This window comes from Geobacter sp. PheSNFMC, from assembly GCF_059620965.1.
The window spans coordinates 25632-52244 of record NZ_JCAMRN010000011.1; the positions used below are offsets into that span (position 1 = coordinate 25632).

Annotated in this window: 27 protein-coding genes and 1 riboswitch; of the genes, 25 read left to right on the top strand and 2 right to left on the bottom strand. The window is 65.6% G+C overall.

The window, feature by feature from the left end:
* Nucleotides 1-12: 12 nt before the first annotated feature.
* A riboswitch (cobalamin riboswitch) is annotated at nucleotides 13-182 on the top strand.
* Between the two features lie 119 nt (nucleotides 183-301).
* The 18 genes from AC6CDK_RS03935 (at nucleotide 302) to cobD (ending at nucleotide 17895) form a co-directional block, all read left to right on the top strand.
* A complete protein-coding gene (locus AC6CDK_RS03935; protein ID WP_192905355.1) occupies nucleotides 302-1342 on the top strand; it encodes an energy-coupling factor ABC transporter permease in 1041 nt (346 codons plus the stop codon).
* Nucleotides 1329-1844, top strand: a complete 516-nt coding sequence (locus AC6CDK_RS03940) for a hypothetical protein (RefSeq protein ID WP_039646724.1) — start codon at nucleotides 1329-1331, stop codon at nucleotides 1842-1844. Before AC6CDK_RS03935 ends, AC6CDK_RS03940 begins: the two co-directional genes overlap by 14 nt.
* Nucleotides 1841-2596 (top strand): cobalt ECF transporter T component CbiQ, encoded by a 756-nt coding sequence (gene cbiQ / locus AC6CDK_RS03945; protein ID WP_039646720.1) that lies wholly within the window; start codon nucleotides 1841-1843, stop codon nucleotides 2594-2596. Before AC6CDK_RS03940 ends, cbiQ begins: the two co-directional genes overlap by 4 nt.
* Nucleotides 2593-3432: an energy-coupling factor ABC transporter ATP-binding protein gene (locus AC6CDK_RS03950; protein WP_192905354.1), complete on the top strand. Its 840-nt coding sequence runs from the start codon at nucleotides 2593-2595 to the stop codon at nucleotides 3430-3432. Before cbiQ ends, AC6CDK_RS03950 begins: the two co-directional genes overlap by 4 nt.
* A gap of 1 nt (nucleotide 3433) precedes the next feature.
* Nucleotides 3434-3817 (top strand): sirohydrochlorin chelatase, encoded by a 384-nt coding sequence (locus AC6CDK_RS03955; protein ID WP_039646717.1) that lies wholly within the window; start codon nucleotides 3434-3436, stop codon nucleotides 3815-3817.
* On the top strand, nucleotides 3817-4458 hold the full coding sequence (locus AC6CDK_RS03960) for a precorrin-8X methylmutase (RefSeq protein WP_192905353.1): 642 nt from the start codon (nucleotides 3817-3819) through the stop codon (nucleotides 4456-4458). Before AC6CDK_RS03955 ends, AC6CDK_RS03960 begins: the two co-directional genes overlap by 1 nt.
* Nucleotides 4458-5000, top strand: coding sequence for a pyridoxamine 5'-phosphate oxidase family protein (locus tag AC6CDK_RS03965; RefSeq protein WP_192905352.1), 543 nt, complete (start codon nucleotides 4458-4460; stop codon nucleotides 4998-5000). The genes AC6CDK_RS03960 and AC6CDK_RS03965 overlap by 1 nt, the downstream gene beginning before the upstream one ends.
* Nucleotides 5001-5007: 7 nt before the next feature.
* Nucleotides 5008-6096 (top strand): cobalt-precorrin-5B (C(1))-methyltransferase, encoded by a 1089-nt coding sequence (locus tag AC6CDK_RS03970; protein ID WP_192905384.1) that lies wholly within the window; start codon nucleotides 5008-5010, stop codon nucleotides 6094-6096.
* 44 nt (nucleotides 6097-6140) lie between these two features.
* Complete coding sequence (gene cbiE, locus AC6CDK_RS03975; RefSeq protein ID WP_192905351.1) at nucleotides 6141-7358, top strand: precorrin-6y C5,15-methyltransferase (decarboxylating) subunit CbiE; 1218 nt, start codon at nucleotides 6141-6143, stop codon at nucleotides 7356-7358.
* The gene (cobI, locus tag AC6CDK_RS03980) at nucleotides 7355-8065 is read left to right on the top strand and encodes a precorrin-2 C(20)-methyltransferase (protein ID WP_066357987.1); all 711 of its coding nucleotides are present in this window, start codon (nucleotides 7355-7357) and stop codon (nucleotides 8063-8065) included. Before cbiE ends, cobI begins: the two co-directional genes overlap by 4 nt.
* A 167-nt stretch (nucleotides 8066-8232) precedes the next feature.
* Nucleotides 8233-8823, top strand: coding sequence for a BglII/BstYI family type II restriction endonuclease (locus tag AC6CDK_RS03985; protein ID WP_192905350.1), 591 nt, complete (start codon nucleotides 8233-8235; stop codon nucleotides 8821-8823).
* Nucleotides 8824-9489 carry an MT-A70 family methyltransferase gene (locus AC6CDK_RS03990; protein ID WP_192905349.1) on the top strand — a complete coding sequence of 222 codons (666 nt, stop codon included), beginning with the start codon at nucleotides 8824-8826 and terminating at the stop codon, nucleotides 9487-9489.
* A gap of 43 nt (nucleotides 9490-9532) precedes the next feature.
* Nucleotides 9533-10327, top strand: a complete 795-nt coding sequence (cobM, locus tag AC6CDK_RS03995) for a precorrin-4 C(11)-methyltransferase (protein ID WP_039646705.1) — start codon at nucleotides 9533-9535, stop codon at nucleotides 10325-10327.
* Between the two features lie 30 nt (nucleotides 10328-10357).
* Nucleotides 10358-11413 carry a cobalt-precorrin 5A hydrolase gene (locus AC6CDK_RS04000; protein ID WP_039646704.1) on the top strand — a complete coding sequence of 352 codons (1056 nt, stop codon included), beginning with the start codon at nucleotides 10358-10360 and terminating at the stop codon, nucleotides 11411-11413.
* A gap of 13 nt (nucleotides 11414-11426) precedes the next feature.
* Nucleotides 11427-13796 carry a cobyric acid synthase gene (locus AC6CDK_RS04005; protein WP_192905348.1) on the top strand — a complete coding sequence of 790 codons (2370 nt, stop codon included), beginning with the start codon at nucleotides 11427-11429 and terminating at the stop codon, nucleotides 13794-13796.
* A gap of 24 nt (nucleotides 13797-13820) precedes the next feature.
* Nucleotides 13821-15854: a sensor histidine kinase gene (locus AC6CDK_RS04010; protein ID WP_039646700.1), complete on the top strand. Its 2034-nt coding sequence runs from the start codon at nucleotides 13821-13823 to the stop codon at nucleotides 15852-15854.
* Nucleotides 15851-16813, top strand: a complete 963-nt coding sequence (gene cbiB, locus AC6CDK_RS04015; RefSeq protein ID WP_039646698.1) for an adenosylcobinamide-phosphate synthase CbiB — start codon at nucleotides 15851-15853, stop codon at nucleotides 16811-16813. The genes AC6CDK_RS04010 and cbiB overlap by 4 nt, the downstream gene beginning before the upstream one ends.
* Nucleotides 16810-17895, top strand: a complete 1086-nt coding sequence (cobD, locus tag AC6CDK_RS04020) for a threonine-phosphate decarboxylase CobD (RefSeq protein ID WP_039646696.1) — start codon at nucleotides 16810-16812, stop codon at nucleotides 17893-17895. Before cbiB ends, cobD begins: the two co-directional genes overlap by 4 nt.
* Before the next feature lie 25 nt (nucleotides 17896-17920).
* Here the strand turns inward: cobD and AC6CDK_RS04025 are convergent, their stop codons facing one another.
* The gene (locus AC6CDK_RS04025; RefSeq protein ID WP_039646694.1) at nucleotides 17921-19291 is read right to left on the bottom strand and encodes a leucine-rich repeat domain-containing protein; all 1371 of its coding nucleotides are present in this window, start codon (nucleotides 19289-19291) and stop codon (nucleotides 17921-17923) included.
* Nucleotides 19292-19304: 13 nt separating this feature from the next.
* Nucleotides 19305-19769, bottom strand: coding sequence for a PPC domain-containing DNA-binding protein (locus AC6CDK_RS04030; RefSeq protein ID WP_039648380.1), 465 nt, complete (start codon nucleotides 19767-19769; stop codon nucleotides 19305-19307).
* Nucleotides 19770-19947: 178 nt separating this feature from the next.
* Here AC6CDK_RS04030 and AC6CDK_RS04035 point away from each other — a divergent pair, with 178 nt between their 5' ends.
* From AC6CDK_RS04035 to AC6CDK_RS04065, 7 genes are all read left to right on the top strand, one after another.
* A complete protein-coding gene (locus AC6CDK_RS04035) occupies nucleotides 19948-20367 on the top strand; it encodes a Fur family transcriptional regulator (protein ID WP_039646692.1) in 420 nt (139 codons plus the stop codon).
* 3 nt (nucleotides 20368-20370) lie between these two features.
* Entirely contained in the window at nucleotides 20371-21330 is a 960-nt protein-coding gene (locus AC6CDK_RS04040) for a metal ABC transporter substrate-binding protein (protein WP_192905347.1), read from the top strand.
* Entirely contained in the window at nucleotides 21321-22073 is a 753-nt protein-coding gene (locus AC6CDK_RS04045) for a metal ABC transporter ATP-binding protein (RefSeq protein WP_039646690.1), read from the top strand. The genes AC6CDK_RS04040 and AC6CDK_RS04045 overlap by 10 nt, the downstream gene beginning before the upstream one ends.
* Nucleotides 22074-22086: 13 nt before the next feature.
* A complete protein-coding gene (locus AC6CDK_RS04050; RefSeq protein WP_039646687.1) occupies nucleotides 22087-22905 on the top strand; it encodes a metal ABC transporter permease in 819 nt (272 codons plus the stop codon).
* A gap of 113 nt (nucleotides 22906-23018) precedes the next feature.
* Nucleotides 23019-23468 (top strand): hypothetical protein, encoded by a 450-nt coding sequence (locus tag AC6CDK_RS04055; RefSeq protein WP_039646685.1) that lies wholly within the window; start codon nucleotides 23019-23021, stop codon nucleotides 23466-23468.
* A gap of 228 nt (nucleotides 23469-23696) precedes the next feature.
* Nucleotides 23697-25805: a TonB-dependent receptor gene (locus AC6CDK_RS04060; RefSeq protein WP_192905346.1), complete on the top strand. Its 2109-nt coding sequence runs from the start codon at nucleotides 23697-23699 to the stop codon at nucleotides 25803-25805.
* Between the two features lie 5 nt (nucleotides 25806-25810).
* Nucleotides 25811-26613 (top strand): energy transducer TonB (locus tag AC6CDK_RS04065; protein WP_496639724.1); only part of this gene is annotated, 803 nt, incomplete at its 3' end.

Sequence of the window (26613 nt, forward strand, 5' to 3'; positions counted from 1 at the left end):
GGCAGTTTCAATCTGAAGAAGCATCCTTCCGGCGTAAGGGAAACCGGTGCAATACCGGTGCTGCCCCGCAACTGTGAGGGGGGACCGCTGCCGCATTGATGCCACTGTCCGAAGGGACGGGAAGGCGCGGCAGACGGGATGATCCCCGAGCCAGGAGACCTGGCTGGAAGGCGACAACACACTCCGACCGAGGGGAAGGGAGGTTGTATGGGGAGCAGAGCATATCCACTGCGGCTATGAGGTTGTTCCGGCACGCGAGGGCAAGAACGGCGACGGAACATGACTTCATAAGGAGCACGCAATGAAACGCATTACCTTGTATGCTGCCGGTTCGGCAATCCTTGGCGCAACGCTGCTGGCCGGTCCCGCCCACGCCATGCACATCTCGGAGGGGATCCTCCCCCTGGGGTGGGCGGCGCTCTGGTTCGCCGTGGCGGCCCCCTTCCTGGCCCTGGGCATACGGCGGGTGAACGACCTGTCCCGCCACGATCTCTCCTTCAAGCCCCTGGTGGGACTCATGGCGGCGGTGGTCTTCATCATCTCCTGCATGCCGATCCCGGTGCCCACCGCCGGCACCTGCTCCCATCCCTGCGGCACGGGGATCGCCGCGATCCTGGTGGGACCTCTGGTCAGCGTGGTCATCACCACGGTGGCGCTCCTCATCCAGGCCCTCTTCCTGGCCCACGGCGGGATTTCGACCCTCGGCGCCGACGTGGTGTCCATGGGGGTGGCGGGCTCCTTTGCCGGCTGGTTCGTCTTCCGGGGGATGCGCCGGCTGGGCGCGGGTCTTGCGGTGGCCGCCTTTGTCGCGGGGTTGCTGGCCGACTGGGCCACCTACCTGACCACTGCCCTGGAGCTGGCCTCGGGCGTGCGCGGGAGTGAGCCGTTTTACCCGCTGTTTTTCAAGGTCGTTGCCGCCTTTGTTCCGACCCAGCTCCCCCTCGGCGTGCTGGAAGGGGCCATGACCGCCGGCATGGTGGTCCTGCTCCACCGCAAGCGCCCCGATCTGCTGGCGAAAATGGGGGTGGTCGATGCCGGTGGCTCGGGGGCCGGTCCCCGCCGGGCAACCGTGGTCATGCTGGCGCTGTTCTGCCTGCTCGCCTCGCTCCTTGTGGCGGGACCGTCGCGGGCATCGGAAAAATGGCCGGGCGTTGACGAGACCGTGGTGGAAAAGGTTGCCGCGGAACACGGCCGCGAACCGCGGGCCCCTCTCATCAATACCGACCAGGGTGACCTGCTTCTCTTCGTTTTTCTGCTGGCCGGCACGGTCGGGGGCTTTGCGGCGGGCTATTTCTGGCGTATGCTGGTGGCGGAACGGAGAACGTACGATGACAATACTTGAAACCTCCTGGGTCCAGGGCACTGACCGCGAGATCGAAGAGCTGGTGCGGCTCGTGAACGAGGCGATCGCGCTGGAGCTCAACGCATCCCGGCTCTACGCCCTGTTCCAGGACCTTTTCCCCGATGACGGCGAGTTCTGGCAGGCGCTCTCCATCGAGGAGGAGAATCACGCGAACCTCCTGCGAAACGGTCGCCGTCTTTTCCTGCCCGAGGGGAGGTTCCCCCGGGAGCTCCTGCCCGAATCCCTCGAACCCCTGGTGGAGAAGAACCGGGAGCTGGAAAGCCTGTTCGACCGTTACGAACAGACCCCTCCCAGCCGGGAGGAGGCCTTTCGGACCGCCCTCGTCCTTGAGGAGTCGGCGGGCGAGCTCCACTACCAGCGGGCCATGGAAAGCCGGGCTCCCTCCTGGACCCTCAAGGTGTTTCAGACGTTGAACAACGACGACCGCGATCATGCCACCCGGCTCCGCGACTACATGGCGGCGGAGGGAATTGCCGAATGAAGCACGTCCTCAGCGCGTCTCCGGCCGATCATCCCCTGTCGCGGCTCGACCCGCGGGTCAAGCTCCTGACGGCCGGGGCGCTGCTCGTCATGGTCATCAGCTGTACCGGCGGTCTGTTCCCGCTGCTGGCAGCGATCCTCTCCCTGGGGATCGTCGTCTCGCTGGGGGTGCCGCTCCGCCTGATCCTGCTCCGCTTTGCGGAGCCGGCTTTCATCGCCGTCGTGGTCCTCCTGCTCAAGCTCTTCTTCAGCGGCGGCACGCCGCTTTTAACGCTCCAGTTGCCCTGGCTGGAGCTTACCGCATACCGGGAGGGGCTGCGGGAAGGGCTCCTCATCGCCGGCCGCATTGCCGCCGCCGTGTCGGTTGTATCGGCGGTCGGCTTCTCCACCTCGTTCACCGACCTGATGGCTGCCCTGGCATGGCTGAGGGTGCCGCGCAGCTTCATCGAGGTGGCGCTGTTCGCCTGGCGCTACCTGTTCCTGCTCTTGGACGACGCCCAGGTGATCCACGCGGCCCAGCGGAATCGCCTGGGCTACAGCGGGCTGCGCCGGGGGATGCGCTCCTTCGGCACCCTGGCCGGCGCCCTGGTTCTCAAGGCCTTCGACAACAGCCAGACCATTACCACCGCGATGGTCCAGCGAGGGTACGACGGGAACCTGCCGCTGTTCAGGCACCGTCCGTTCCGGCCGGCCGAGGTGGTTCTGTCCGCCCTCTTCGTGGTGGCCATGGGAACCCTCTGGGGGATGCAGTGAGGTTTTCAGTGGACCTGAGGACCTATGCCTACCCCGACGGCACCGTGGCCCTGTCGGATATCCGTTTCCAGGTGGCGCGGGGAGAGTTTTGCGGTATCCTCGGCTCCAACGGCTCGGGCAAGACGACGCTGCTCAAGATCATGGACGGGCTGATCAGGGAGTACGACGGCAGCGTGCTCTTGGACGGCTGGGATGTGCGGAGCCTCCAGCCGAAGGATATCTACCGCACGGTCGGGCTCGTGTTCCAGAACCCGGACGATCAGTTGTTCGCCCACACGGTCTTCGAGGATGTGGCCTTCGGCCCCCGCAACATGGGATTTGCCGAGGCCGAGGTCAAGGCGCGGGTGGAGCGGGCCCTGGATGCCGTGGACCTGGCGGGGGTCGCGGCCAAGCAGATCCATCACCTGAGCTACGGCCAGAAAAAGCGCGCCTGCATCGCCGGGCTCCTGGCCATGGGGCATGAGGTGCTCCTCATGGACGAACCCACCGCCGGCCTCGATCCCATGGGGGAGTACCGGATGATGGAGCTGCTTACGCGGCTCAACCGGCAGGAGGGGGTGACCATCGTCATGGCGACCCACAGCGTCGATCTGGTGCCCCTGTTTCTCCACCGGCTCCACATCCTGAGTCGGGGGCGGATCGTTCGCGGCGGGTCGCCCGAGGAGGTCTTCACCGCCCCGGCCGAGATGGAGAGCGTCAAGCTGCGGCTTCCCCACATAGCCGAGCTCATCCACCGCCTGAAGCACGAAGATGGTGTCCCGTTCCGGCGCACGCCTCTCACCATCGGCGAGGCCCGGCGGGACATCATGGAATTGATTGAAACCACAAGGAGTTGACATGAAGACTGCTATACTGTTGATGGCCCACGGCAGCCGCATCCCCGAGGCGAACGGCGCCGTGCGGGAGATTGCCGTCATGGTGAAGGAAATGACCGGATTCGAGATCGTGGAGGTATCGTTCCGGGAGCAGCACCTGCCGAACATCCAGCAGGGGATCGATGCCTGCGTGGCCCAAGGCGCGGAGCGGGTTCTGCTGATGCCCTACTTCCTCTTCGTGGGTGCCCACGTGCAGGAGGACCTCCCCGAGGAGATGGCCGAGGCCCGCACCCGTTACCCTGCCGTGGAGTTCGCCATGGGAGGGCATCTGGGCGTGCACCGCAAGCTGGCCGAGGTGGCGGCGGACCGGATCGCCGAAGCCCTCGCCGCCACGGGGTGGCGCTGATGTCGGTCCACCTCCGCCCCGAGGAGATCGAGGCCGAGTCGTTCCGGATCATCGATGCCGAAGCGGGCTCCCACTCCTGGGGGCCGGACCAGTGGCCGGTGGTGCGCCGCGCCATCCATACCTCCGCCGATTTCGACTATGCCCGGAGCATGGCCTTCTCCCCCGACGCCGTGCCGCGCGCCCTGGCCGCGCTCAAGGCGGGAAGGGGCATCGTCACCGACACCACCATGGCCCTGTCGGGCATTGCCAAGCCTCGCCTGGAGCGATTCGGCATCTCCGTCTCCTGTTTCGTGGCCGACCCCGACGTGGCGCGCCGGGCCCGGGAGCAGGGGATCACCCGCTCCATCCTGGCTCTGCGTGCGGGGGCGTCGGACCGGGGCAACGGCATCTTCGTCATCGGCAACGCACCCACGGCCCTCTTCGATCTGATCCGCCTGGTGCGGGAGGAGGGTCTGCGCCCCGACCTGGTGGTGGGCTTGCCGGTGGGGTTCGTTGGGGCCGCCGAGAGCAAGGAGGCGCTCCTGGCCCTGGAGCATGAGGTCCCGGAAGTCCCCTTCATCACCAACCGGGGGCGCAAGGGGGGGTCCAACGTGGCGGCGGCGGTGGTGAACGCCCTGCTCATCCTGGCTCTGGAGGGGTAATGCGCAAAGCCAACAAGCGAATCACCGATTTCGGCGTCATCCGCCAGATGCTCGACACCTGTCACGTGGGGCGGCTCGGCACCCTGGGCGCCGACGGCTGGCCCCGGATCAAGCCCCTCAACTTTGCCTGGCACGAGGGACGGATCTATTTCCACTGCGCCCTGGAAGGGGAGAAGCTCGACGATATCCGCCACGAGGACCGGGTCTGCTTTGAGGTGGACCTGCCCATCGCCTATGTGCAGGGAACGACGGAGACCCCCTGTCGGGCCGAGTATCTCTACCGCAGCGTGATCATGCGGGGCAGGGCGCGGCTGGTTGAGGAGCCGGCCGAGAAGGTGCTGGCCTTGGACGCTCTCATGCGCAAATACCAGCCCGGCGGCACCTGGGGTTCCTACCCGGAGGAAAAGCTGGCCATCACCGCTATCGTGCGGATCGACGTGGAGGAAGTGGTGGGCAAGGAAGAGCTGGGCAAGGGCGAGCTGCGGGAGCGGGCCCTGGCCATGCTGGCGTCGGGCGCTCCCCTGCCGGCGGTCCTGGGGTAGAGTGGCCGTGTCCGGCCGGGAGCTTCGCCACGGCTACACCACCGGTGCCTGCGCCGCTGCCGCTGCTGCCGGAGCGGCCCGGATGCTCCGGCGCCAGGAACTGGCGGACGAGGCCGAGATCGTCCTCCCCCGGGGAGAGCGGGTGGCCTTTCGCCTCCACGGCCAGGAGTTTACCGAAACCTGGGCCACCTGCCACGTGGTGAAGGATGCCGGCGACGACCCGGACGTGACCAACGGCGCCGAAATCCACGTTACCGTCCGGCGTGAGCCCCTCAACCGGCCCGGCGCCCGGACCATGGTCTTTGTCACCGGCGGCCGCGGGGTGGGGACGATGACCAAGCCGGGGCTTGCCGTGCCGGTGGGTGAGCCTGCCATCAACCCCGTGCCCATGCGCATGATCACCGAGGCGGTCAAGGCCGAGTTCTCGGTGGCCTGCCTTCCCCATATCCTCACGGTCACCGTTTCCATCCCCAATGGCGAAGAACTGGCGCAAAAGACCCTCAATGCCCGCCTGGGCATCGTGGGGGGGCTCTCCATCCTCGGCACCACCGGCATCGTCCGGCCCATCTCGGCCAAGGCCTGGACCGACACCCTCGACGCCGCCATCGACGTGGCCCTGGCCTGTGGCTGCCGGACCCTGGTCCTCTCCACCGGCCGGACGAGCGAGCTGGTGGCCCAGGGGGCCCTGGCCGGGAAACCCTTGCCGGAAGAGGCCTATGTGATGATGGGGGATCATGTGGGATACGCGCTCCGGGCCTGTGTGCGCAAGGGGGTGGAGGAGGCGGTTCTCGCGGGGCAGTTCGCCAAGCTCCTGAAGATCGCCTGCGGCCACGAGCAGACCCATGTTTCCTCCTCCGAGCTGGACCTGCGGCTGCTGGCCGAATGGATTGACGCCACCCCTGCCGCCTCGCATCTGGCGCCGCTCGTTGTGGGCGCCAACACGGCCCGGCAGGTGCTGGAGGCGTCGGGCAACGACCCCGCCCTCATGGAGCTGGTCTGCACTCGGGCCCGGGAAGCGGCCCGGCTGCTGGCTCCTTCCCTGCGCATCAAGGTTTTACTGGCGGGCTACGATTCAACGGTGCTATATTTCGGGTAAAATGTTCGCCCTGTCCTGCAATTTGCCATAAAAGGGGGTTCTCCATGCCTCATCAGAAAATTTATCTCGTCGGCGCCGGCATCGAAGGGTGGGAGGGGTTCGGCTCCAAGGCCCTGGAAGTCATTAACGAGGCCGAGGTTCTCATCGGCCACCGGCGTCATCTGGACACCTTTCCCGAGTTCAAGGGGAAGAAGCAGGAACTGGGCGATCTCTCCATCCTCCTGGAGCAGCTGAAGAACACCGACAAGCGGACCGTTGTCCTTGGCTCCGGGGACCCCAACTTTTTTGGCATCGCCCGCTTCCTGCTCCGCAATCTCTCCAAGGACCGGATCGAGATCTTTCCCAATGTGACGAGCGTGCAGTACGCCTTTGCCCGGATCAAGGAACCCTGGGACGACGCCATCTTCGTCTCGGTGCACGGCCGGGGTCTCAAGCCCGCCGTGGACCGGATCGTGGCCGCCGAGAAGGTGGCGGTCCTCACCGATAAGGTCAACACTCCCGCAGCCATCGCCCGGGAGCTCATCGAGCGCGGCGCCGAGGGGTACGAGGCGTGGCTCTGCGAGGACATGGGAACGCCGGCCGAGAAGTTCACCCGCACCGATGTGAGGGGGCTGCTGGACATTACCGCCTCGGAACTCAACATCCTCATCCTCGTGAAGGCGTGGGAACCCCAGCTGGCCCAGTACCCGGTCATGGGCATCGCAGACGACGAGTTCGCCACGGCCAAGAAGCTCATCACCAAGCAGGAGGTGCGGGCCGTCACCCTCGCCAAGCTCCGGCTCCAGGATGATCTGGTCATGTGGGACATCGGCGCGGGCAGCGGCTCAGTATCCATCGAGGCGTCCAACCTCATGCCCAACGGCCGGCTCTTCGCCCTGGAGCGCAATCCCCAGTACGTGACCTTCCTGCGGGAGAACCTGAAGAAATTCGTGGCCCGCAACGTGGTGCTGGTGGAGGCGTTCGCCCCCGAGGGGCTCGATGACCTGCCCGACCCCGACCGGGTCTTCATCGGCGGCTCCGGCGGCATGCTGGAGGAGATTATCGAGGCCGTGGACCGCCGGCTCAAGCCCGAGGGGGTCATCGTCCTCAACGCCGTGACCCTGGATACCCTCACCAAGGCGGTGGAGTTCCTGGAAGACCACGGCTACCTGGTGGAGGTGGCGTGCGTCAACGTGGCCAAGACCCGGGGGCTCACCGAGTACAAGATGTTCGAGGCCCAGAACCCGGTCTACATCATCTCGGCATGGAAAGGCGAAGAATGAGCGGTTTCGCCAAAATTTACGCCGTCGGGGTCGGCCCCGGCGACCCGGAACTCCTGACCCGGAAGGCCGAGCGGATCATCCGCTCGGCCGATGTCATCTGTGCCCCCACCGGCGCCGCCGATGCCGCCAGCTATGCCCTCTCCATCGTTGAGGATCTCATCGATCCCTCCCGCCAGGAGGTGCTGCCCCTGGTCTTTCCCATGCGCAAGGACCAGGAGGGGCTCGACGCCTTCTGGGAAGAGGCTGCCGCCCAGGTGGCCGAGCGGGTCCGGCACGGCAGGGATGTGGCGTTCATCACCATCGGCGATCCGTTTCTCTACTCCACGTTCCTCTACCTCTACCGCATCTTCCGGGAGCGCTATCCGGAACTATCCGTTGAGATCGTACCGGGAATTTCCAGCATTACTGCCGCTGCCGCGGTTGCCGGTGTACCCCTGGGGATGGCTGCCGAGCGGATCGCCATCCTCCCCACCACCTACGAGGATGCGGAACTGCGCGAAACCTTCGCCCGGTACGACACCGTGGTCCTCATGAAGGTCAACCGGGTCTTCGACCGGGTCTACGCCCTGTTGAAGGAGCTGGGGCTGGAGCGGTGCGGGGTCTTCGTGCGCCGGGTCGGCTCCGCCGACGAGGAGGTGGTGTTCGATCTGGAGAGGCTCGTGGGGGAGAAGCTCGACTACCTGTCGCTGCTGATTGTGAGGAAGTAGAGTTGTTGAGCCGGTGACTAAATATTAGAATCCTGCTGTAGGGGCACTGCTTGCTGCTCCCTGATTGGGCGGAGCAAGCGTCGCCTCTACCGTTTACATGTTTAGCCACCGAAGCAATAATTAATGAATAGACAGGATGGGCAGGTTCACGAACATGAGGGATTCTGATGGCCATTGAACAATTTCCTGATTTTATCCGAGAGAATTACGAGGTTTATGAGTGGAAGCATGCGAGTGCTATTTTACACAATGACTTTCCGAATGAATGGAACGACATTGTGGAAGTACTGCAAGCATTTCGTCTGAAAAAAAGCTGGATAAGCGTAGGTGGAGGTAGAAAATCCCAAGTTGCTGAAGCCATTGATGGTGCATTTGAAGCAAGAGGCTGGGTTGAAAAGTCCTTCTCAACTCAAGTCACAGTCGATGAAAAAGTCATGGACTCTCCGACGCATAAAATTGATTGTTATAAAAACAGGATTGCTTTGGAAATCGAATGGAATAATAAAGATCCATTTTTTGATAGAGATCTCAATAACTTTCGCTTGCTTTTCGATCTCAGGGCCATTAGTGTCGGAGTAATTATTACCCGTTGTGACGAATTGCAGGAAATCTTCGATGGTCTGGGTAGGGGAAGTTCATACGGTTCATCGACCACGCACATGAGTAAGCTGCTACCTCGTATCGAAGGCGGCGGAGGTGCCGGTTGTCCCATCCTGATCTTTGGAATTCGCAAATCCCTTTATAAAGAGGATAGTTAAATGAAAAAGAAGCTTTCAGCTTCAGAGGACTTACTCAAGAGAGTAAAAGGCCACTATGGGACCATACTCGCAGATCCGCCATGGCGTTTCTCGAATAGAACTGGGAAAATGGCGCCAGAACATCAGCGTCTTCTCCGGTATCCGACTATGGATTTAGAAGAAATCATGGAGTTGCCGGTACCCATGTTGGCTGCACCACAAAGCCACCTTTATCTTTGGGTTCCTAATGCGTTACTGGCCGAGGGCCTAGAAGTAATGAGGCGCTGGGGATTTACTTATAAGACAAACTTGATTTGGTATAAGACACGAAAAGATGGTGGCCCAGATGGTAGGGGGGTTGGTTTTTATTTTCGAAATGTTACCGAAATTATACTTTTTGGAGTCAGGGGTAGCTTAAGGACTCTTAAGCCTGGGAGAACCCAGGTAAATATTATTACGTCTAACAAACGAGAGCATTCGCGGAAGCCGGACGAACAGTACAATATTATTGAGTCCTGTAGCCCGGGCCCCTATTTAGAGCTTTTTGCTCGACGCCCCCATCCTGGTTGGGCGTGCTGGGGGAATGAGGTTGACGACGAAGGACTGGTGTATCACGGCAAGAAGATCATAGAATTTCCACAGCCACGGCTTTTTGAGAAGAAGGCAAAGTACTCGCCGGATCGTTAATTCCCTTCCGTTTTTTCTGTTTAGTTTGGAAAGGTTGTCCCCCGTGTCATTTGTCGCTGATAACCCCATTGTCCACTTCGTCGGTGCCGGCCCCGGCGATGCCGAACTGATCACCGTGAAGGGTGCCCGGCTCCTGCGGGAGGCCCAGGTGGTGGTCTATGCCGGGAGTCTGGTGGACCGCGAACTGGTCCGCACCTACGCCCCCGACGCCGAGGTGCATGACTCCGCCGCCCTGACCCTGGAGGAGACCACGGCGCTCCTGGCCCGGGCCGTGGCCGACGGCCGGCGGGCCGTGCGCCTCCACACCGGCGACCCCTCCGTCTACGGGGCCATCCAGGAGCAGATGGCGGAACTGGATCGGCTCGGCATCGGCTACGGGGTGGTTCCCGGCGTCACGAGCGCCTTTGCCGCAGCGGCATCCCTGAAGCAGGAGCTGACCCTGCCGGAGGTGTCCCAGACGGTCATCATCACCCGGCTGGCCGGTCGGACCCCGGTGCCCGAGCGGGAGCGGCTGGCGGAGATCGCCCGGATCGGGGCAACGCTCGTCATCTACCTGTCGGTCGGCATGATCGAGCAGGTGGTGGCGGAACTCCTCCAGGGGGCCTACACGCCGGCCACTCCGGCGGCGGTGGTGTCCCGGGCATCCTGGCCCGACGAGCAGGCTGTGGAGGGAACCCTTGCCGACGTCGCCGACAAGGTGCGGAGCGCCGGCATCGGCAAACAGGCGATCATCCTCGTGGGGGACGTGCTGAAGGCGCGGCGGGAAGGGCTGAAGGCCCGGTCGCTCCTCTACGACGGCGGATTCTCGCACGAGTTCCGCACGGGGATTATCACGTAGCATTCCCCGCGGCAAAGGAGGTCAGGCGTCATGCGCATCGCCATCATCGCCATAACCCGCAACGGTGCCCGGCTCGGTGCCCAGTTGCGGGAGGGACTGGGCACCGCTGACCTCCACGTGCTCCAGAAGTTCGCTGGCCAGGCCGGGAAGGGGGCCGTGCCGTTTGCCGGGGATTTGAAAGGGCTTGTGGCGCGCCTCTGGCCGGACGTGAAGGGCTTCGTCTTCATCATGGCGGCGGGCATCGTGGTGCGGATGATCGCGCCGCTCCTGGAGGCGAAGGACAGGGATCCGGCAGTGGTGGTCATGGACGAAGGGGGGCGGTTCGCCGTGTCGCTCCTTTCCGGCCACCTGGGCGGGGCCAACGAACTGGCCTGCCGCTGCGCCCACGTCACCGGGGCCCGCGAGGTGATCACCACCGCCACCGATGCAAACGGCCTCCCCTCCTTCGACCTGCTCGCCAAGGAGGCGGGCTGGGCCATCGAGGACCTTTCCCGTATCAAGACGCTGAACGCCCTGGTGCTGGAGGGGGAGGAGATCGCCGTGGTGGACCCGACGGACCGGGTCAGGAGCTACTTCCGCGGCAAGGCTCGGCTCACGTTCCACGATACCTTTGTGCAGGCCCTCCAGAGTGGCGCCAAGGGATTCGTCTTCGCCACCAATCGCCGGCTGCCGCCCCAATCGCAGTCCGACGCCCTGCTGATCCTCCGCCCCCGGAACCTGGCCCTGGGGATCGGCTGTAACAGCGGGACCCCGGCCGAGGAGATCGAAGAGGTCGTCACGGTCCAGTTCAAGCGCCTCTTTCTCGCCCTCAAGAGCGTGGCGGTCATCGGCTCGGCCATGGCCAAGCGCGGCGAAGAGGGGCTGCTCCGGTTTGCCGCGCGCCACGGCATCGAGCTCCGGTTCTACGAGAGCGAGGAGTTGAACGGCGTGGCCGTACCGTCGCCCCCTTCAGCCCACGCCCTGGAGGCCATCGGTGCCGCCGGTGTGGCCGAGCCGTCGGCGGTGCTCGCGTCCAACGGGGGGAGCCTTCTGCTCAAGAAGGTCAAGAGCGGCAACGTGACCCTGGCCATAGCTGAAATCGCCTGATACGAGGTTTGTGATGTCCATACTCTACGTCGTCGGGATCGGTCCCGGCGACCTCGACCATATGACGTTCCACGCCACCGAAGCCATCGAGCGGGCCCAGGTGGTGGTGGGCTACAAAACCTACCTGGGGTTCATCGAGCCACTGCTTGACGGCAAGGAGGTTGTCTCCTCGGGGATGATGAAGGAGGTCGACCGCTGCCGCGAGGCCCTGGACGCCGCTGCTGCGGGGAAGACCGTGGCGCTCGTTTCCAGCGGCGACGCGGGGGTCTACGGCATGGCCGGCCTGGCCATGGAGCTTGCGGCAGCAATGACGGCCCCTCCCGAGATCGTGGTGGTGCCGGGGGTGTCGGCGGTGCAGGCGGCGGCTTCCGTCCTCGGCGCACCGCTGATGCACGACTTTGCGGTCATCTCCCTGTCGGATCTCCTGACCCCCTGGGATGCCATCGAGCGCCGGCTCGTGGCCGCCGCGGCAGCCGATTTCGTGGTTGCCCTCTACAACCCCCGGAGCAAGGGGCGGGTCACGCAGATCGAGGAGGCACGGACGATCCTGCTGGCGGCCCGCGCCTCCACCACGCCGGTGGGCATCGTCCGCAACGCCTGCCGTGGGGGGGAGTCCCGGGTGGTGACCACCCTGGCGGCAATGCTCGACCATGAGATCGACATGTTTTCCCTGGTCATCATCGGCAACTCCGCCACCTTCGTGGACCGGGAGGGCCGGATGGTGACGCCGCGGGGCTACAAGGCCGGGACCGGGGACCAGGGGCCGGGGGCCGGGGAAACGCAAAAGAACTCAGTCGATGGGCATGTTGCAGATTCTCCGTCTCGGATTCTGGATTCCCGGTCCCCGATTTCACATTCCCGGTCCCTGATGGTCGTCGGCACTGCCTCCGACGTGGGGAAGTCGATCATTACGGCCGGTATCTGCCGCATCATGAAAAACCGGGGCTTCTCCGTGGCGCCGTTCAAGTCCCAGAACATGGCCCTCAACTCGGCCGTTACACCGGAAGGCGGGGAGATCGGCCGGGCCCAGGCGGTGCAGGCGGAGGCCTGCGGCATCGAGCCCCACACCGACATGAACCCCGTACTGCTGAAGCCGACCACCGACTGCGGCAGCCAGGTGATCGTCCAGGGGGCGGTGGTGGGGAACATGACGGTCCGGGAATACAACGACTACAAGCCCAGCGCCTTCGAAAAGGTGCGCGAGAGCTTCGGGCGGCTCGCCGCCGCCCACGACCTGGTGGTGATCGAGGGGGCCGGCAGCATCGCCGAGATCAACCTGAAGCGTCACGATATCGCCAACCTGAAGGTGGCGGAGATGGCCGGCTGCAAAGCCGTGCTGGTGGCAGACATTGACCGGGGCGGCGTGTTCGCCCAGATCGTCGGCACCCTGGAGTTGCTTGACCCGGTTGAGCGCGAGCGGATCGCCGGCGTGGTCATCAACAAGTTCCGGGGCGATGCGTCGCTCCTGGCGCCGGGCATCGGCTTCATCGAGGAGCGGACCGGTGTGCCGGTTTTGGGCGTGGTGCCCTGCTTCAGCGGCTTCCGTCTCCCCGAGGAAGACAGCGTGGCCCTGGAAAAGCGGAAAGCGGAAAACGGCGATCGGGATCCGGCGGCAGAGCGGCTGAACATCGGCGTGGTGAAGCTGTCGCGCATCTCCAACTACACCGATTTCGACGCCCTGGAGGCGGAGCCGGATGTCCGGCTCACGTACGTGGAGGGTGAAGAGCACCTGCGGGGGCTCGATCTCCTCGTTATCCCGGGGAGCAAGGCAACCACGGCCGATCTCTTCTTTCTCATGGAGCAGGGGCTGTTCCCGGCGATCAAGTCGTTCACCGGCCCCATCGTCGGCATCTGCGGCGGGTACCAGATGCTCGGCAAGCGGGTTGCCGATCCCCACGCCGTGGAGTCGGACATTCGCGAGGCCGAAGGGCTCGGGCTCCTGGACGTGGTCACGGTGATGCTGGAGCAGAAGTCCACCCATCGGGCCGCGGCAGAACTGCTGCCGTCGGGGTTTCTGGTGGCGCCCCGCTGCCGGGGGGAGCTGGCCGGCTATGAAATCCACCTGGGAGAGACGATCCTCGGTCCGTCGGCCCGCCCCTTTGCCCGGATCACGAGCCGTTCCGGCGCGCCCGTGGAGGTGCTTGACGGCGCCGTCTCCAGTGACGGCCGGGTGTTCGGCACCTATCTTCACGGCATCTTCGACAATGCCGTGTTCCGTACCTCGTTCCTCAACCGGCTGCGCAAGGCAAAGGGGCTGGCGGAGCGCCGGCCCGGGCAGGGGGGCGACGATCCCTTCAACTTGCTTGCCGCGCACCTGGAGAAGCATCTGGACATTGACCGCATGCTGGAACTCTGCGGCCTCGGCGGGACGTTGCCGGAGTAGTGGTCTTTTCAGAGGAGATTTCCCGTGACCATCAAACGGAAGGTGCAAACCGTCATCATTTTGATCGTGCTGCACGTCGCAGTGTTCGTGGGATATCTGTTCCATTCGTCGGCCCAGGTCCATACGCGGGTGCGCCATCTCATCCCGGCGGTCGAATACCTGAGGGGCATTGCCCTGGCCCGGGCCGGCATGATCCAGCAGATGAAGGAAGTGGTCGACTACCTGGCCATCTCCGATCCCGCTGCCCGGGATGAATTCCGCAAGGGCGGGAAGTTGACCGATGAGGCACTTGCCGTCTGGATCGATGCCATCAAGGCGCAGAAATCCCTGGGCGTTACCGGAGAGGATGACGATCTGAGGCTGGTCCAGATGGTGCAGAACCACCACGCCTCGTGGGTCCGCACGGCCGAGTGGTTCTTTGAACTCCAGGACACGGGCCGCGGCGCTGAGGCGATGGCATTGTTCCGCGACCGGCTTGAGCCCTATTTCGATCGGGAAGTGCTCCTGCCCGTGGACAAGGCCCTCGATGACGGGGCGGTGGAGGTGCACGTCGCCTTCCACGATCTGCTGATGGCCGTGGGGCGGATTCCCTGGATGTCCGCGGAGGGGACCCGGAACATCGAGCGGGGCGAGGCGGCCCTGGATGGCTTCCTTGCCGCAAATCACCTGCTGTTCGAGGTGACCGGCCAGCTCAAGGAGTTGATGAAGTATCTGCTCAACCAGCGCCAGGGCATCGAGACCGACCTCTCGCGGCTGGACTGGCAGGCCGGCCACGCCCTGGAGAACTTCCGGCAGCAGATGTGGCGGCTGGCGCGCCAGGGCGACCCGACGGCATTAACGGACGCCGAGACCGTCACGCGGAGCTTCCAGGAACTGACCGGGCTCATGCACCAGGCCGTGGCGCTCAAAAAGGCGGGCCGCGGGCATGAGGCGGTGGCCCTGGCCAACTCCCGCATGGAAACGGTCCTGTACAAGACGCTCATGCCCATCATTTCCCGGTCGCTGGATTCGGGCAGCGCCCGGATGCTCACCCTGACCGCCGCGGCCCGCTGGCAGGGGGTCCTGGCGGTATCGCTCTTCCTCGTGATGGCGGTAAGCCTCATTCTCGGCACGAGCCGATCCATTCTCCGGGCACTGGATTCACTCATGAATGGTACTTCGGCCATTACCGAAGGAGACTTCTCCCACCGGCTCGATGCCCGGCGCTCGGACGAACTGGGTGCCCTTGCCGTCTCCTTCAACACCATGGTGGAACGCCTGCAGGAGTCCCGCCGGGACCTGGACTCGTTCGCCCGGCTTCTGGAGCAGCGGGTGTACGAGCGGACCGTTCAGTTGGAAGAGGCGAACGAGGACCTGAGGCAATTCAGTTCGTCCCTGAGCCACGATATTCGGACACCCCTGTCGGGCATCACCGGCTACGTGCAACTGGCGCGCGCCGAATGCAACGGCACCGAGAGCGAGTTGCTGGCGGAGTTATTCACGGCCATCGAGTTCGCTGCGGCCAGGATGAACACCCTTGTCGACGCGCAGCTCGCCCTTGCCCGCGCCACCTGTCAGGAGCTGAGCTTCGAGCAGGTGGACATGGCGGAAATTGGCCGGACCGTGATAGATAATCTCCAGTTCGCCGAGCCGCAACGGAAGGTGACCTTCCACGTGACGGGGGATCTGGCCGTGGATGGGGATGCGGACCTGCTGGGTCTTGCGGTGGAGAACCTGCTCAGCAACGCGTGGAAGTACACGGCCCTCAGGGACGAGGCCGTCATCGAGTTCGGGTCCCGGGACGAGGGGGAGCGGCGGATTTACTTTGTCCGCGACAACGGTGCGGGCTTCGATCCCGAGGAGATCAATCGCCTCTTCCGGCCCTTCAGCCGGCTGCATGGGGCTGAGCAGTTCCCGGGAACCGGCGTCGGACTCGCCACCGTGGCGCGGGTGATCCGCCGGCACGGCGGCCGCACCTGGGCCGATGGGGCCGTGGATCGGGGTGCCACGTTCTTCTTTACGCTCAACGAGGCGCCGCTGCCGGTGGTTGTGCCGCCGCGGCCGGAGGAGAGCGCGTGACCGGACCCGACCGGGCGGCCCTGCTGGTCCTTGCCGCCCTTGTTCTCGACTGGCTGCTGGGCGATCCCCGCTGGCTCCCCCATCCGGTGGTGGCCGTGGGCAGGCTCGTGACCTCCCTTGAACGGCAACTCCGCCGCCGGGTGGCCAACGAGCGGGCCGCCGGCGTGATTCTGCTGGTGCTGACCGTGGGGATCGCCGGGGGGACCGCCTGGGTGCTCGGCCTGGGCGCCGGGCTGGTGCACCCCGTGGCCGGGTTCGTGGTGGAGGCGCTGTTGGGCTGGACCTGCCTGGCTGCCCGGTCGCTCCACGGGGAGTCAAAGCTCGTGGCGGACGCCCTGGCCGCCGGTGATCTTGCCGGGGCTCGCCATTTCCTGTCCCGCATCGTCGGCCGCGACACTGCGGAGCTCGCCGAGCCGGAGATCTGGCGCGGTGCCGTGGAAACCGTGGCCGAAAACACCTCCGACGGCGTCATCGCGCCCCTGTTCTGGTTCATGGTCGGCGGTGCCCCGCTGGCACTCGCCTACAAGGCGGTCAACACCCTCGATTCCATGGTTGGATACAAAAGCGAGCGATATCTCCGTTTCGGCTGGGCTTCGGCACGGTTCGACGATCTGGTGAACCTGCTGCCGGCCAGGATCACCGGCCTGCTCATGGTGCTGTCCGCCCCGCTGGCGGGGCTTTCCGGGCCGGGCGCCTGGCGGATCATGCGCCGGGACGGCCGCAACCATTCCTCTCCCAACGCCGGCATCCCCGAGGCGGCCGCGGCCGGAGCCCTTGGGGTGCGCCTCGGCGGCATGAATGTCTACTGTGGCCGGCCCGTGGCGAAACCGACCATCGGCGATCCCCTGAACCCCCTCGATCGCGCGGCATGGCGCGGCGCCGTCCGGCTCATGTACGGCTCCGAGATACTGCTGACGGCGTTCATGCTGTGTTACCTCATTTTCCTGGAGCGACCGTGACGAGCACCTTCGATCATGGCGGCACGGTTTTCGCCGTGGCCCGCGAACTCGGCCTCCGGCCGGAGGATCTTCTGGATTTCTCCGCCAGCATCAATCCCCTGGGGCCGGCTCCGGGGGTGCGGGAGGCGGTGACGGCGGCCTTCGACCGGCTGGTCCACTATCCCGACAGCCAGGCGGCCGAGCTGCGGGAGGCTCTGGCCCGTCACCACGGGCTTCCGGCCGAGTGCATCTGTGTCGCCAACGGCTCCACCGAGCTCATCTACTTGGTGCCGCGCCTCGTGGGAGGCAGGCGGGGCCTGGTGGTGGCGCCGCCGTTTTCGGAGTACGCCAGGAGCCTGGCCCGCGCCGGCTGGGAGGTGGGCTACCTGGACCTGGCGCCGGAGGATGGGTTCGCCCTGGCGCCGGCCCTCCTCGACCAACGGCTGGCCGAAGGGTGGGACCTCCTCGTCCTGGCCAATCCGGGCAATCCCACCGGCAGCCTCATCCCCCGTGACGACATGGCCGCGATCCACCGGTTGTGCCGAGCCCGCGGCACCGTTCTGGTGGTGGACGAGGCCTTCATGGACTTCCGGGAGGAGGAATCGGTGACGGGGTATGTGGCCCGCCAGGGGGGTGGCGTCGTGCTCCGCTCCCTGACCAAGTTTCACGCCATCCCCGGCCTGCGCCTCGGCTTCGCCGTGGCGGCTCCGGAGGATGCGGCCCGGCTGGCGGAGCTGCGGGCCCCCTGGAGCGTCAACACTCTGGCCCAGGCGGCGGGGCTCGCCACCCTGGCGGATGGGGAGTACGCGGCACGAACGCGGAGGCTGATCGAAGAGGAGCGGGCGGTTCTGGCGGCGGGGCTTGCCGCCATTCCCGGGGTGCGGGTCTATCCGTCCGCGGCCAATTACCTGCTGGCGGAACTGACGGCCGGACCCCCGGTGCCGGCGCTGGCCGCAGCCCTGCTGCGGCAACGGATCCTGATCCGGGACTGCTCCTCGTTCCGGGGGCTGGGCGACCGCTTCTTCCGGGTCGCGGTCCGGTCGCGCGCCGACAATGAGCGCCTTCTGGCGGCTTGTGCCGCGGTCCTTGCCCGGACCATGTGAGCGGGGACAGGCAGGGGTGCGGGAATCAGGCCTTGCCGCCGCTGCGGAGGACCACTACCCGGCAGGCGGGAAGGGAGAGCTTCAGACGGTCGATGCCCTGTTCGGTGACCGGGGCGTTGCAGAGGGTGACGGAACGGAGGCGGGGAAGGTGCCTGAGGACCATGAGTCCTGCGTCGCTGACCGAGGTGTCGTAGAGGTACAGGCGCTCCAGTCCCTTCAGCTTCTGCAGGTGGGCCAGTCCTTTGCCGGAGATTCCGGCACCGTAGAGGTAGACTTCCTCGATGCCGATGAGCCTCAGCAGGTGAGTGAGGTCGTCGTCGCCGGCGCCGTAGAGGAAGCAGGCCTGGAGGTCGTGGGGCGCCAGGGTGCCGAGCAGGTCGAGGTCGCCGGTGTTCCCCTCCCGCACATCGAGGCGCAGGGCTTTGCCCGTTGGGACCGCCACATCGCCCATGGCTTCGCCGAGGCGCTTCCAGTCCAGGAAACTCCCCGAGTGCAGATCACGTACGTAGAGCACGCCGAGGCTGCGATCGGCCGGGAAGCGGACGGTGCGCAGGGGCGCCTGGGCCGCGTGGCCCGACTCCGGCGGCGTGTCGCTCCGGGGGCTGACCTGGCTGACCTCGTTCAACTGCCGGCATGCGGCAAGGATTTCCGCATCCAGTTTCGCCGCCATCTCGGCGATGATGTCGCGCCCGCGCCAGCGGGCCTCCTGCACCCGCTGGACCAGGCGGTAGATGTCGCTGTTGCGCAGTGTTGCCGTTTCCCGCTCCACTGCCCTGATCCGGCCGATCACTCGTGCGATTCGCCGGTTCACCAGCGCCAGTTGCCCGGCCATTCCCACGACCACGGCCATCTCTGGGCCGGCCTCCCACTCCTCCATGATGGCGTGGAGCGTCACCCGGTCCTCCTCGGCGTAGGCCCTGTTCGCCTCGGCCATGAGCTTCTGCCGCAGTCGCCGGTTTTCGTCGTTTTCGGCCAGGTCGGGATGGATCGCCTTGGCGACCCGCCGGTACACGTCCCGCAGGCTTTCGCCGAGCCCCGACTCCACGGTTACGGGCTTTACCCGGGGGATTTCCGTTTCCGTCTCCCCACCGCGCTCCCCGAACCGGCACTCTTCGCGGAACCCGGCTCGCTCGCCCCCAGCCGTCCGCTCTTCCCCCGCGGCCATGGCAGCCTGTCGGCGGGCCCGTGACAGCTCGGCCTTCAACTGGTCCAGTTCGCTGATCCGGTCGGCCATCGTGTTGGCGTAAAACTGCTCGAACTCCCGAATCTCTTCCCTTAGATCCTCCAGGTCGTGCTCCAGCCTGGACAGGCGGCGCTCCAGGGCGTGGAACTCCCGCCGCCTGCGTTCAAGCTCCTGTTCGTCCGGGGGTGTTGTGCGATGGTAGCCAGTTCTCATGGAATATCGGGGGTCAGGGAGTGAACAGGGCCCGCTGGATGTCAGGAGGCAGTTCCGACGCGGGGCCGGAGCCGTAGCGCTCCCGCTCCCAGAGGAAGAGGCCCGTGGTTTCGTCGTGCACCCGCACCAACGGCGGGCCGGCGAGGGGGATAATGGCATATTCCGCGGCAAAGACCGTGCATCCTGCCACGGCATGCCCTCCGGTCATCGCTCCTTCCCGGTCGGCCAGGGAAAGGTGGAGGTGGACAAAGGGGGTGTCGTCCTTGAGCGAGATATTGCCGAGCCCTGCCGCGATCTCCAGGGGGGTGTCGAGGGAAAACTCCCGGTAGCGCCGGGCCCACTGGTCGTAGAAGGAGAGCCTTGCGCGCTCCAGGGAACCGATGACCTGAATGATGCCGGCCTTGACGCCACCCTCCACGGCTGCGGCCGTCAGCCCGCCCAGCAGGTCACCTTTGTGGGGAAGTCTGCCGATGAGCATGGGACCTCGCTTTCCGTCGGCATCCACGCGCCCGGAATCCCCGCCGGCGCGACCGACAGGGGCACTGTAGCCCATCTGTTTCCCCGAGTCAACGGAGGGATTTCCCCTCTTGACAAACAGCGGCACGGGGGTATTTTAAATGGAAATGATTTCTGTTTGGCGGGAAACCTCCTGATCCATGAAGCACTTTGACGATCTTCTCAGGACCCTCAATCTCCGTATCACCCCCAAGCGGCGTGCAGTGCTCGACATCCTTGCCGGGGAGGGGGGGTATGCGAGTCCCGAGGAAATCTGGCGCAAGCTCAAGCTCCGTTTCGGCCGGGTGGGGCTCCCCACGGTCTACCGGAATCTGGAGGAACTGGCCGCCGGCGGGGTGATAACCACCATCATTCATCCGAACCGGCAGCTCTACTACTATTACTGCGACCGCCGCGAGCACCACCACCACTTCGTCTGCCTCTCGTGCCGGCGGGTAGAGGACGTTGACGTCTGCGTCCTGCCGGACCTGGAGAAACTCGTGGCTGGGCGGGTCGTGTCGCACATCTTCCAGGCCAACGGCTATTGCCGCGAGTGCCTGGCGCGGCAGCAGGAGGGATGAGAAATGGGAAGCGTGCGTATCCTGGCGCTGGGGGCGGCGTGCGCCCTGGCGATCGTTCTGGTCGGATGCTCGAAAAGGGATGACGGCGGGACTCCGCCGGCTCGCGCCGGCATGTCGGTGGTGACGACGCTTTTCCCGCTCTATGATTTTGCCCGCAACGTGGCCGGCGACCGGGCCGATGTGACGCTCCTCCTGCCGCCGGGGATGGAGCCCCACAGTTTCGAGCCCCGGCCCGAGGATATCGTGCGTGTGAGCCGGGCGCGCGTCTTCGTCTATACGAACCGCATCATGGAGCCCTGGGCCGCGGACATCCTCAAGGGGGTCGGGGGGGGCGGACCCCTGGTGGTGGATGCGAGCCGCGGCGCCCGCCTGCTTCCCGCCGCGGAGAATCACGACCATGGGGGTCATCGCGACGGGGAACACGATGAGGCGCGGATGGACCCTCACCTCTGGCTCGATTTCGCCAACGCCCAGCGGATGGTGGACAACATCGCCGCAGGGATGGCGGAGCGCGACCCGGCCAACCGGGAGGCCTACCTGGCCAATGCCGCCGCCTACAAGGCAAAGCTGGCCGATCTGGACGAACGCTACCGCCGGGGGCTCGCGTCCTGTTCTTCGCGGGTCGTGGTCCATGGGGGTCACTTCGCCTTCGGCTACCTTGCCGACCGTTACGGCCTGCGCTACGAGGCCGCCTTTGCCGCCTCCGCCGACGCGGAACCGACTCCGGCCAAGCTGGCGGCGCTGGTGAAGCGGATCCGCGCGGAAGGGGTCCGCACCATCTATACCGAGGAGCTCATCGATCCCCGCACTGCGGAGACCATCGCCCGGGAGACGGGGGCGGCCATCCTGCCGCTCCACGGCGCCCACACCGTGAGCCGCGATGACTTGGCGCGGGGGGTCACGTTCATGTCACTCATGGAAAAGAACCTGGAGAATCTGCGAAAGGGGCTTCAATGCCGGTAGATGCGGTTGCGGTCACGGGGGTGACGCTGGGATACCAGGGGGCCGAGGCGCTGACCGACGTCTCCTTTGCCGTGGCGGCGGGGGACTACGTCGGCATCGTGGGGCCCAACGGATCGGGGAAGAGTACCCTCATCCGCTGCATCCTGGGGCTCGCCCGTCCCGACCGGGGCGAGATTCGCCTCTTCGGCACTCCCCTGGCCGGTTTCGACCAGTGGCAGCGGGTTGGCTACCTTCCCCAGGGGCTCCAGTATTTCAACCCCCACTTTCCGGCTACCGTGGCCGAGGTGGTGGGGCTCGGCCTGCTGGCGGGCCGCCGTTTTCCCCGCCGCCCCCGTTCCGGCGACGGGGCTGCGGTGACCCACGCCCTGGAACTCATGGGAATCGATTCCATACGGGACCGGCTGGTGGGAGAGCTGTCCGGCGGGCTGCGGCAGCGGGTGCTCCTGGCCCGGGCCCTGGTCAGCGGACCCGAGCTGCTGGTCCTGGACGAGCCGACCACGGCCCTGGACCCGGAGACGCGGGAGAGCTTTTACCAGACCATCCGCGACCTGAACCGTTCCCGGGGCACCACCGTCATTCTGGTGACCCACGACAGCGGCACCATCGGCAGCCATGCCTCCCGTTTCCTCTACCTGGACAAGCGGGTGGTCTTCTACGGCGGGTTCGACGAATTCTGCGGCTCCCAGGCCATGTCCGACTTTTTCGGCATCCACTCCCAGCACCTCATCTGCCACCGGCACTGAGGGGGCGGTTTCCATGACGTTTCTCGACATCTTCCAGTACGGGTTTCTCCTGCGGGCCATGGCCGCCGGCTCGCTTATCGCGGCGCTCTGCGCCATTCTGGGCATTTTCCTGGTGCTGCGCCGCCTGTCGCTGATCGGCGACGGGCTTGCCCACGTGACCTTCGGGAGCGTGGCCCTTTCGCTCTTTTTCCGCCTGCCGTCGGTCCACGCGGCCCTGGCCGCCGTTCCCTGCGTGCTCCTCTCGGCCCTGGGCATCCTGCGCCTGGCGGAGCGGGCCCGCATCTACGGCGATGCCGCCATCGGCATCGTCTCGTCCCTGGGCATTGCCACCGGCATCATGTTGGCAAGCATGGCGGGCGGGTTCAATGTGGATCTGTTCAGCTACCTCTTCGGCAACATCCTCTCCATCAGCCCCTTCGAGCTGGTCCAGACCGGTGTTCTCTTTGTGGCGGTGATCGTCACGGTGGGGCTCTTTTCCCGGGAGCTCTTCGCCATCACCTTCGACGAGGACCTGGCCCGCACCTCCGGCATCCGGGTGGACCGGATCAACGGGGTGCTGGTGCTGCTGACCGGCCTCACGGTGGTGCTCGCCATGAAGGTGGTGGGGGTCATGCTCATCTCCGCGCTCCTCATCCTGCCGGCGGTGGCCTCGCTTCAACTGGCACGGGGATTCCGGACCGCCATCATCCTTGCCGTGGTCTTCGGCGTCCTGTCGGTGGTGACCGGGGTGGTGGTCTCCTTCCTGGCCAATCTCCCCACCGGCGCCACGATCATCATGATCAACTTCCTGTTCTTTGCCCTTGCCTTTGCCCTGAGGAGGCTGCGGCGGTAGTCTCCCGGGTCCGGCCGCTTGACAATCGGGCCGCGACCGGTATTGTTAGACGAGTCGGATCTGTCTGGTACTGCGCTGTTGTTATTCTGTTTTTAAGGGCGGGCCGCTTTTCCATGGGCAATAGACGCGCCACCATCGCCTTGGCTGCACTGCAACTTCTGCTCGTGCTGTTCGTGCAGCTTGTCCCCTTTGCCCATGTGGCGGCAGGGGCAAAGGACGGCCCGACCGGGATGCCTGTCTGCAGATGCAATGCCGGCGGCTGCTGCGCAGCCATGTCCGACATGCCTCGGGGGTGCCGGTGCGAAGGCGCCTGTGCCGTGGGCCCCCATGGCAACGACCACGGCGGCGGCCCAGGCGGCACTGGCCTGGCTGTTATCTCCTGCGGCTGTTGTGCCGATGAGCCCGGGTCTCCCCTTGCCGTCCCCCTGGTCAAATGGGAGTGCATTCTTCCCGCGTTTCTCCTTGAATCCGGTATCAGCCGGTGCACCGTCAACCTTTCGCACTATTCGGGCATGCGGACCGCGTTCCCGCCCGAGCCCTCCACTCCTCCTCCAGAAGGCTAGCCCCACCCCTCTTGCGAGCGGCTGCAGCGTCCCCCCTCAAGGGCACGGCCCGCAGCCGTTCATCGCCTCCCCGGCGTGGACTGTGTGCCGGTACGGCAGTGGTGCGCCGTAATGTTGCCGGAACGGCAGCGGTCTTGTCCGGGCGCCCCGTGCGCCGCTGCGCGGGGACGGGGTGCCTGCAGCGGCATCCTTGCGTCCTCTACGTCTATCCATTCACGGAGATATGCCATGCGAACCACCATATCCATGCTCTGCTGCACCCTTGCGGCCGCCGTGCCCGCAGTGCCCGCGGCCGCCGAAAATCTCATCCTCGACGAAATCGTTGTCCGGGGCCAGAGGGAGTCACCCCGCGAAGAGAGTCTGACCATCCGCGAAGTCCGCGAAAGCCCGGCCCGGGACATGGGGGAGGCCCTCCGCCAGGTGGAGGGGCTTTCCTACGTCCGCAAGGGAGCCATCGCCAATGACGTGGTTATCCGCGGGCTCCAGCGCGACAATATCAACGTCCTCATCGATGGGGTCCGCCTCTACGGCGCCTGTCCCAACAGAATGGATTCGCCCGCGTTCCACTTCGACTTCGCCGAGGTCGAGCAGATCCGGATCGTGAAGGGCCCCTATGATGTTGAAAACGCCGGCAGTCTCGGCGGACTTGTGGATGCCGTGGGAAAGAAGCCGAAGAAAGGGTTCGGCAGTGACCTGTCGTTCACCTACGGCTCCTATGACAGCGTCAACGCATCGGGCACCGCATCCTATGGGACTGACCGTATCGACGGCCTCCTGGGATACGCCTACAAGTATTCCAAGCCGCCCGAATCGGGCGATGGCAAGCGGATAACCGAGATCTACCCCGCCACCAGCAACAACCGCTACCGCCTTGGCAGCATCGACTCGACCGCCTACGAGATCAACACCGGCTGGGCGCGCTTCGGCATCAACCCGACGGATAATTCCCGGACCGAGTTTTCCTACTCCTACCAGGATGCCGATCATGTTCTCTATCCCTATCTCCTCATGGACGCCGACTACGACCGGACCCACCGGTTCAACTGGAGCTACAGGATCGAGAAGCTTTCGCCCCTGGTGAGCGAAGTGAAGCTCCAGGCATACTGGAACCGGGTCAAGCATCTCATGGACGACCGGTACCGGGAGACCTCGAATCCCGACAATGCCGCCCTCATGTACCGGACGTTCCTGATGCGGAACTACTTCATGTCGACCCTGGCCGAGACAGAGACCTGGGGTGCGAAGCTGAACTCCTCCCTGGCCGTGGGACCCGGCACTCTCAAGGCGGGCATCGACTACTACAATCGCGGGTGGGACGCCACCAACACCATGCTCATGCGCAGCGGCACGGATTGGATCTACGGGGATTCTCCCATGATTCCCGACGTGACCATCCACAACACCGGCATGTTCCTGGAATACACCCTACCCCTGGCGGAACGCCTCAAACTCACGGCCGCCGCGCGGGGAGACCTGACCAGGGCCGAGGCCGACCGGCTTGCCGCCGGGCGCATTGCCACGCTCTATCAGCCCTACTACCCGGGTCGCGCCCTCTCCGCCGACACCGACTTCGGCGAGGCCAGCGGCAACCTCCAGCTTACCTGGACGCCGATCACGGGGCTTGAGCTGTTCGCCGGCTTCGGCCGCGGCATCCGTACCCCTGACCCCCAGGAGCTCTACACGGGGCTCCAGCGGATGGGGAGCAACTGGGTCGGCAACCCGCTCCTGGAGCCCACCGTCAACAATCAGGGCGACGTGGGGGTCAAGTATGCGACGGACAGCTACTACGTGAATGCTTCTTTCTTCTACGGTTACCTCCACAACTACATCAACGTGACCGATCTTCCCGACCCCGACGGCGCCGGGCCGCTCCTGCGGGCCCGCAGCTACCGCAACGTGAACGCCACCCTCTGGGGGGGGGAATTCGGCTCCCAGTTCTCGCTGCCGGCCAACTTTTTCCTGAAGGCATCCCTGTCCTACACCAGGGGGAACAACGAGAGTGATGACCGTCCCCTGTCCGAGATCCCGCCCCTGCGGGGCACCATGGCCCTGCGCTACGACGTGGATTCCTGGTTCCTGGAGGTGGCCGAGAACTTCGCCGACCGGCAGGACCGGGTCGACGCCGCCCTCCAGGAGCAGGAGACCGCCGGCTGGTTCACCACCGACCTGAAGGGGGGGGTCACCTATGGCGGTCTTTCGGTCTACGCCGGGGTGAACAACCTGTTCGACAAGTACTACTTCTCCCATCTTTCCTACCAGCGGGATCCCTTCAGCACCGGGGCCAAGGTGCCGGAGAACGGGCGAAACTACTACCTGACCCTGGCTTACCGGTTCTGACGGGCATGGGCAGCGCCATGCGGTTCAGCGCGGCCACGCCCGATCACGCCCCGGCGGAGGCATTGCGTGCCTCCGCCGGGGAGCGGCGGATCCTGGCCCGTGCGCTCCTCCTGTCGGGGGCGGCCCATGTGGCGGCTGCAGTGTGTGCGATGATGATGCCGGCAGGGGGGGGCACGCGGCTTCCTCCTGCCGGCATCATCATCGTTGACCTGGGTGATTCGGTCCCGTCTGCGGAGAAGCCGGTGCCGGCCCTGGTGCCTCTGCCGCAACCTTCGCCTGTCCGGCCGGTCCCGCTTTCGCTGCCGGCGAAGCCGTCGCCGGTACGGGGCTCGTCGCCCCCTGGCCCGTTGTCGCCACCATCCGGCCGGACCCTGCCGACAGCACCTGCCATTGCCCCCCTTGCCGCGGATCCGGCAGGTGCGGTGGCTCCTCCGTCTTCCGCCATGATGGTACCCCTGGCTCATCCACAACCGGTTCAGGCGGCAGTGCCGCCGGCACGGGGCGATGGTCCGCAGGTAACGGTGCCGGCAGTCCGCAGCCCCGAACCCTTGGCAGCCTCCACTGGCGCGGCCGATGCCGGCCGGATCCGCGTGGGTTACCAATCCGTGCTCAGGGGGCTCATCGAGCGGTGCAAGGAATACCCGCCCCTGGCCCGCCGGGGACGGATGGAGGGGACCGCCGTCGTACGCGTGGTCCTGGCCCGCAGCGGCGCTGTCCGGCGCGATGAGGTGGCCCGTTCCTCGAGCCACGCGCTCCTGGACAACGCGGCGCTGCGGGCCGTCCGTACCGTGGGCCGCTTCCCCGCCGT

Excerpts from the sequence above, each read along its gene's own strand:
- AC6CDK_RS03935 (WP_192905355.1), top strand. The coding sequence starts at position 302 with ATGAAACGCATTACCTTGTATGCTGCCGGTTCGGCAATCCTTGGCGCA.
- AC6CDK_RS03940 (WP_039646724.1), top strand. The coding sequence starts at position 1,329 with ATGACAATACTTGAAACCTCCTGGGTCCAGGGCACTGACCGCGAGATC.
- cbiQ (WP_039646720.1), top strand. The coding sequence starts at position 1,841 with ATGAAGCACGTCCTCAGCGCGTCTCCGGCCGATCATCCCCTGTCGCGG.
- AC6CDK_RS03955 (WP_039646717.1), top strand. The coding sequence starts at position 3,434 with ATGAAGACTGCTATACTGTTGATGGCCCACGGCAGCCGCATCCCCGAG.
- AC6CDK_RS03960 (WP_192905353.1), top strand. The coding sequence starts at position 3,817 with ATGTCGGTCCACCTCCGCCCCGAGGAGATCGAGGCCGAGTCGTTCCGG.
- AC6CDK_RS03965 (WP_192905352.1), top strand. The coding sequence starts at position 4,458 with ATGCGCAAAGCCAACAAGCGAATCACCGATTTCGGCGTCATCCGCCAG.
- cbiE (WP_192905351.1), top strand. The coding sequence starts at position 6,141 with ATGCCTCATCAGAAAATTTATCTCGTCGGCGCCGGCATCGAAGGGTGG.
- cobI (WP_066357987.1), top strand. The coding sequence starts at position 7,355 with ATGAGCGGTTTCGCCAAAATTTACGCCGTCGGGGTCGGCCCCGGCGAC.
- AC6CDK_RS03985 (WP_192905350.1), top strand. The coding sequence starts at position 8,233 with ATGGCCATTGAACAATTTCCTGATTTTATCCGAGAGAATTACGAGGTT.
- AC6CDK_RS03990 (WP_192905349.1), top strand. The coding sequence starts at position 8,824 with ATGAAAAAGAAGCTTTCAGCTTCAGAGGACTTACTCAAGAGAGTAAAA.
- AC6CDK_RS04000 (WP_039646704.1), top strand. The coding sequence starts at position 10,358 with ATGCGCATCGCCATCATCGCCATAACCCGCAACGGTGCCCGGCTCGGT.
- AC6CDK_RS04005 (WP_192905348.1), top strand. The coding sequence starts at position 11,427 with ATGTCCATACTCTACGTCGTCGGGATCGGTCCCGGCGACCTCGACCAT.
- AC6CDK_RS04025 (WP_039646694.1), bottom strand. The coding sequence starts at position 19,291 with ATGAGAACTGGCTACCATCGCACAACACCCCCGGACGAACAGGAGCTT.
- AC6CDK_RS04030 (WP_039648380.1), bottom strand. The coding sequence starts at position 19,769 with ATGCTCATCGGCAGACTTCCCCACAAAGGTGACCTGCTGGGCGGGCTG.
- AC6CDK_RS04035 (WP_039646692.1), top strand. The coding sequence starts at position 19,948 with ATGAAGCACTTTGACGATCTTCTCAGGACCCTCAATCTCCGTATCACC.
- AC6CDK_RS04040 (WP_192905347.1), top strand. The coding sequence starts at position 20,371 with ATGGGAAGCGTGCGTATCCTGGCGCTGGGGGCGGCGTGCGCCCTGGCG.
- AC6CDK_RS04045 (WP_039646690.1), top strand. The coding sequence starts at position 21,321 with ATGCCGGTAGATGCGGTTGCGGTCACGGGGGTGACGCTGGGATACCAG.
- AC6CDK_RS04050 (WP_039646687.1), top strand. The coding sequence starts at position 22,087 with ATGACGTTTCTCGACATCTTCCAGTACGGGTTTCTCCTGCGGGCCATG.
- AC6CDK_RS04055 (WP_039646685.1), top strand. The coding sequence starts at position 23,019 with ATGGGCAATAGACGCGCCACCATCGCCTTGGCTGCACTGCAACTTCTG.
- AC6CDK_RS04060 (WP_192905346.1), top strand. The coding sequence starts at position 23,697 with ATGCGAACCACCATATCCATGCTCTGCTGCACCCTTGCGGCCGCCGTG.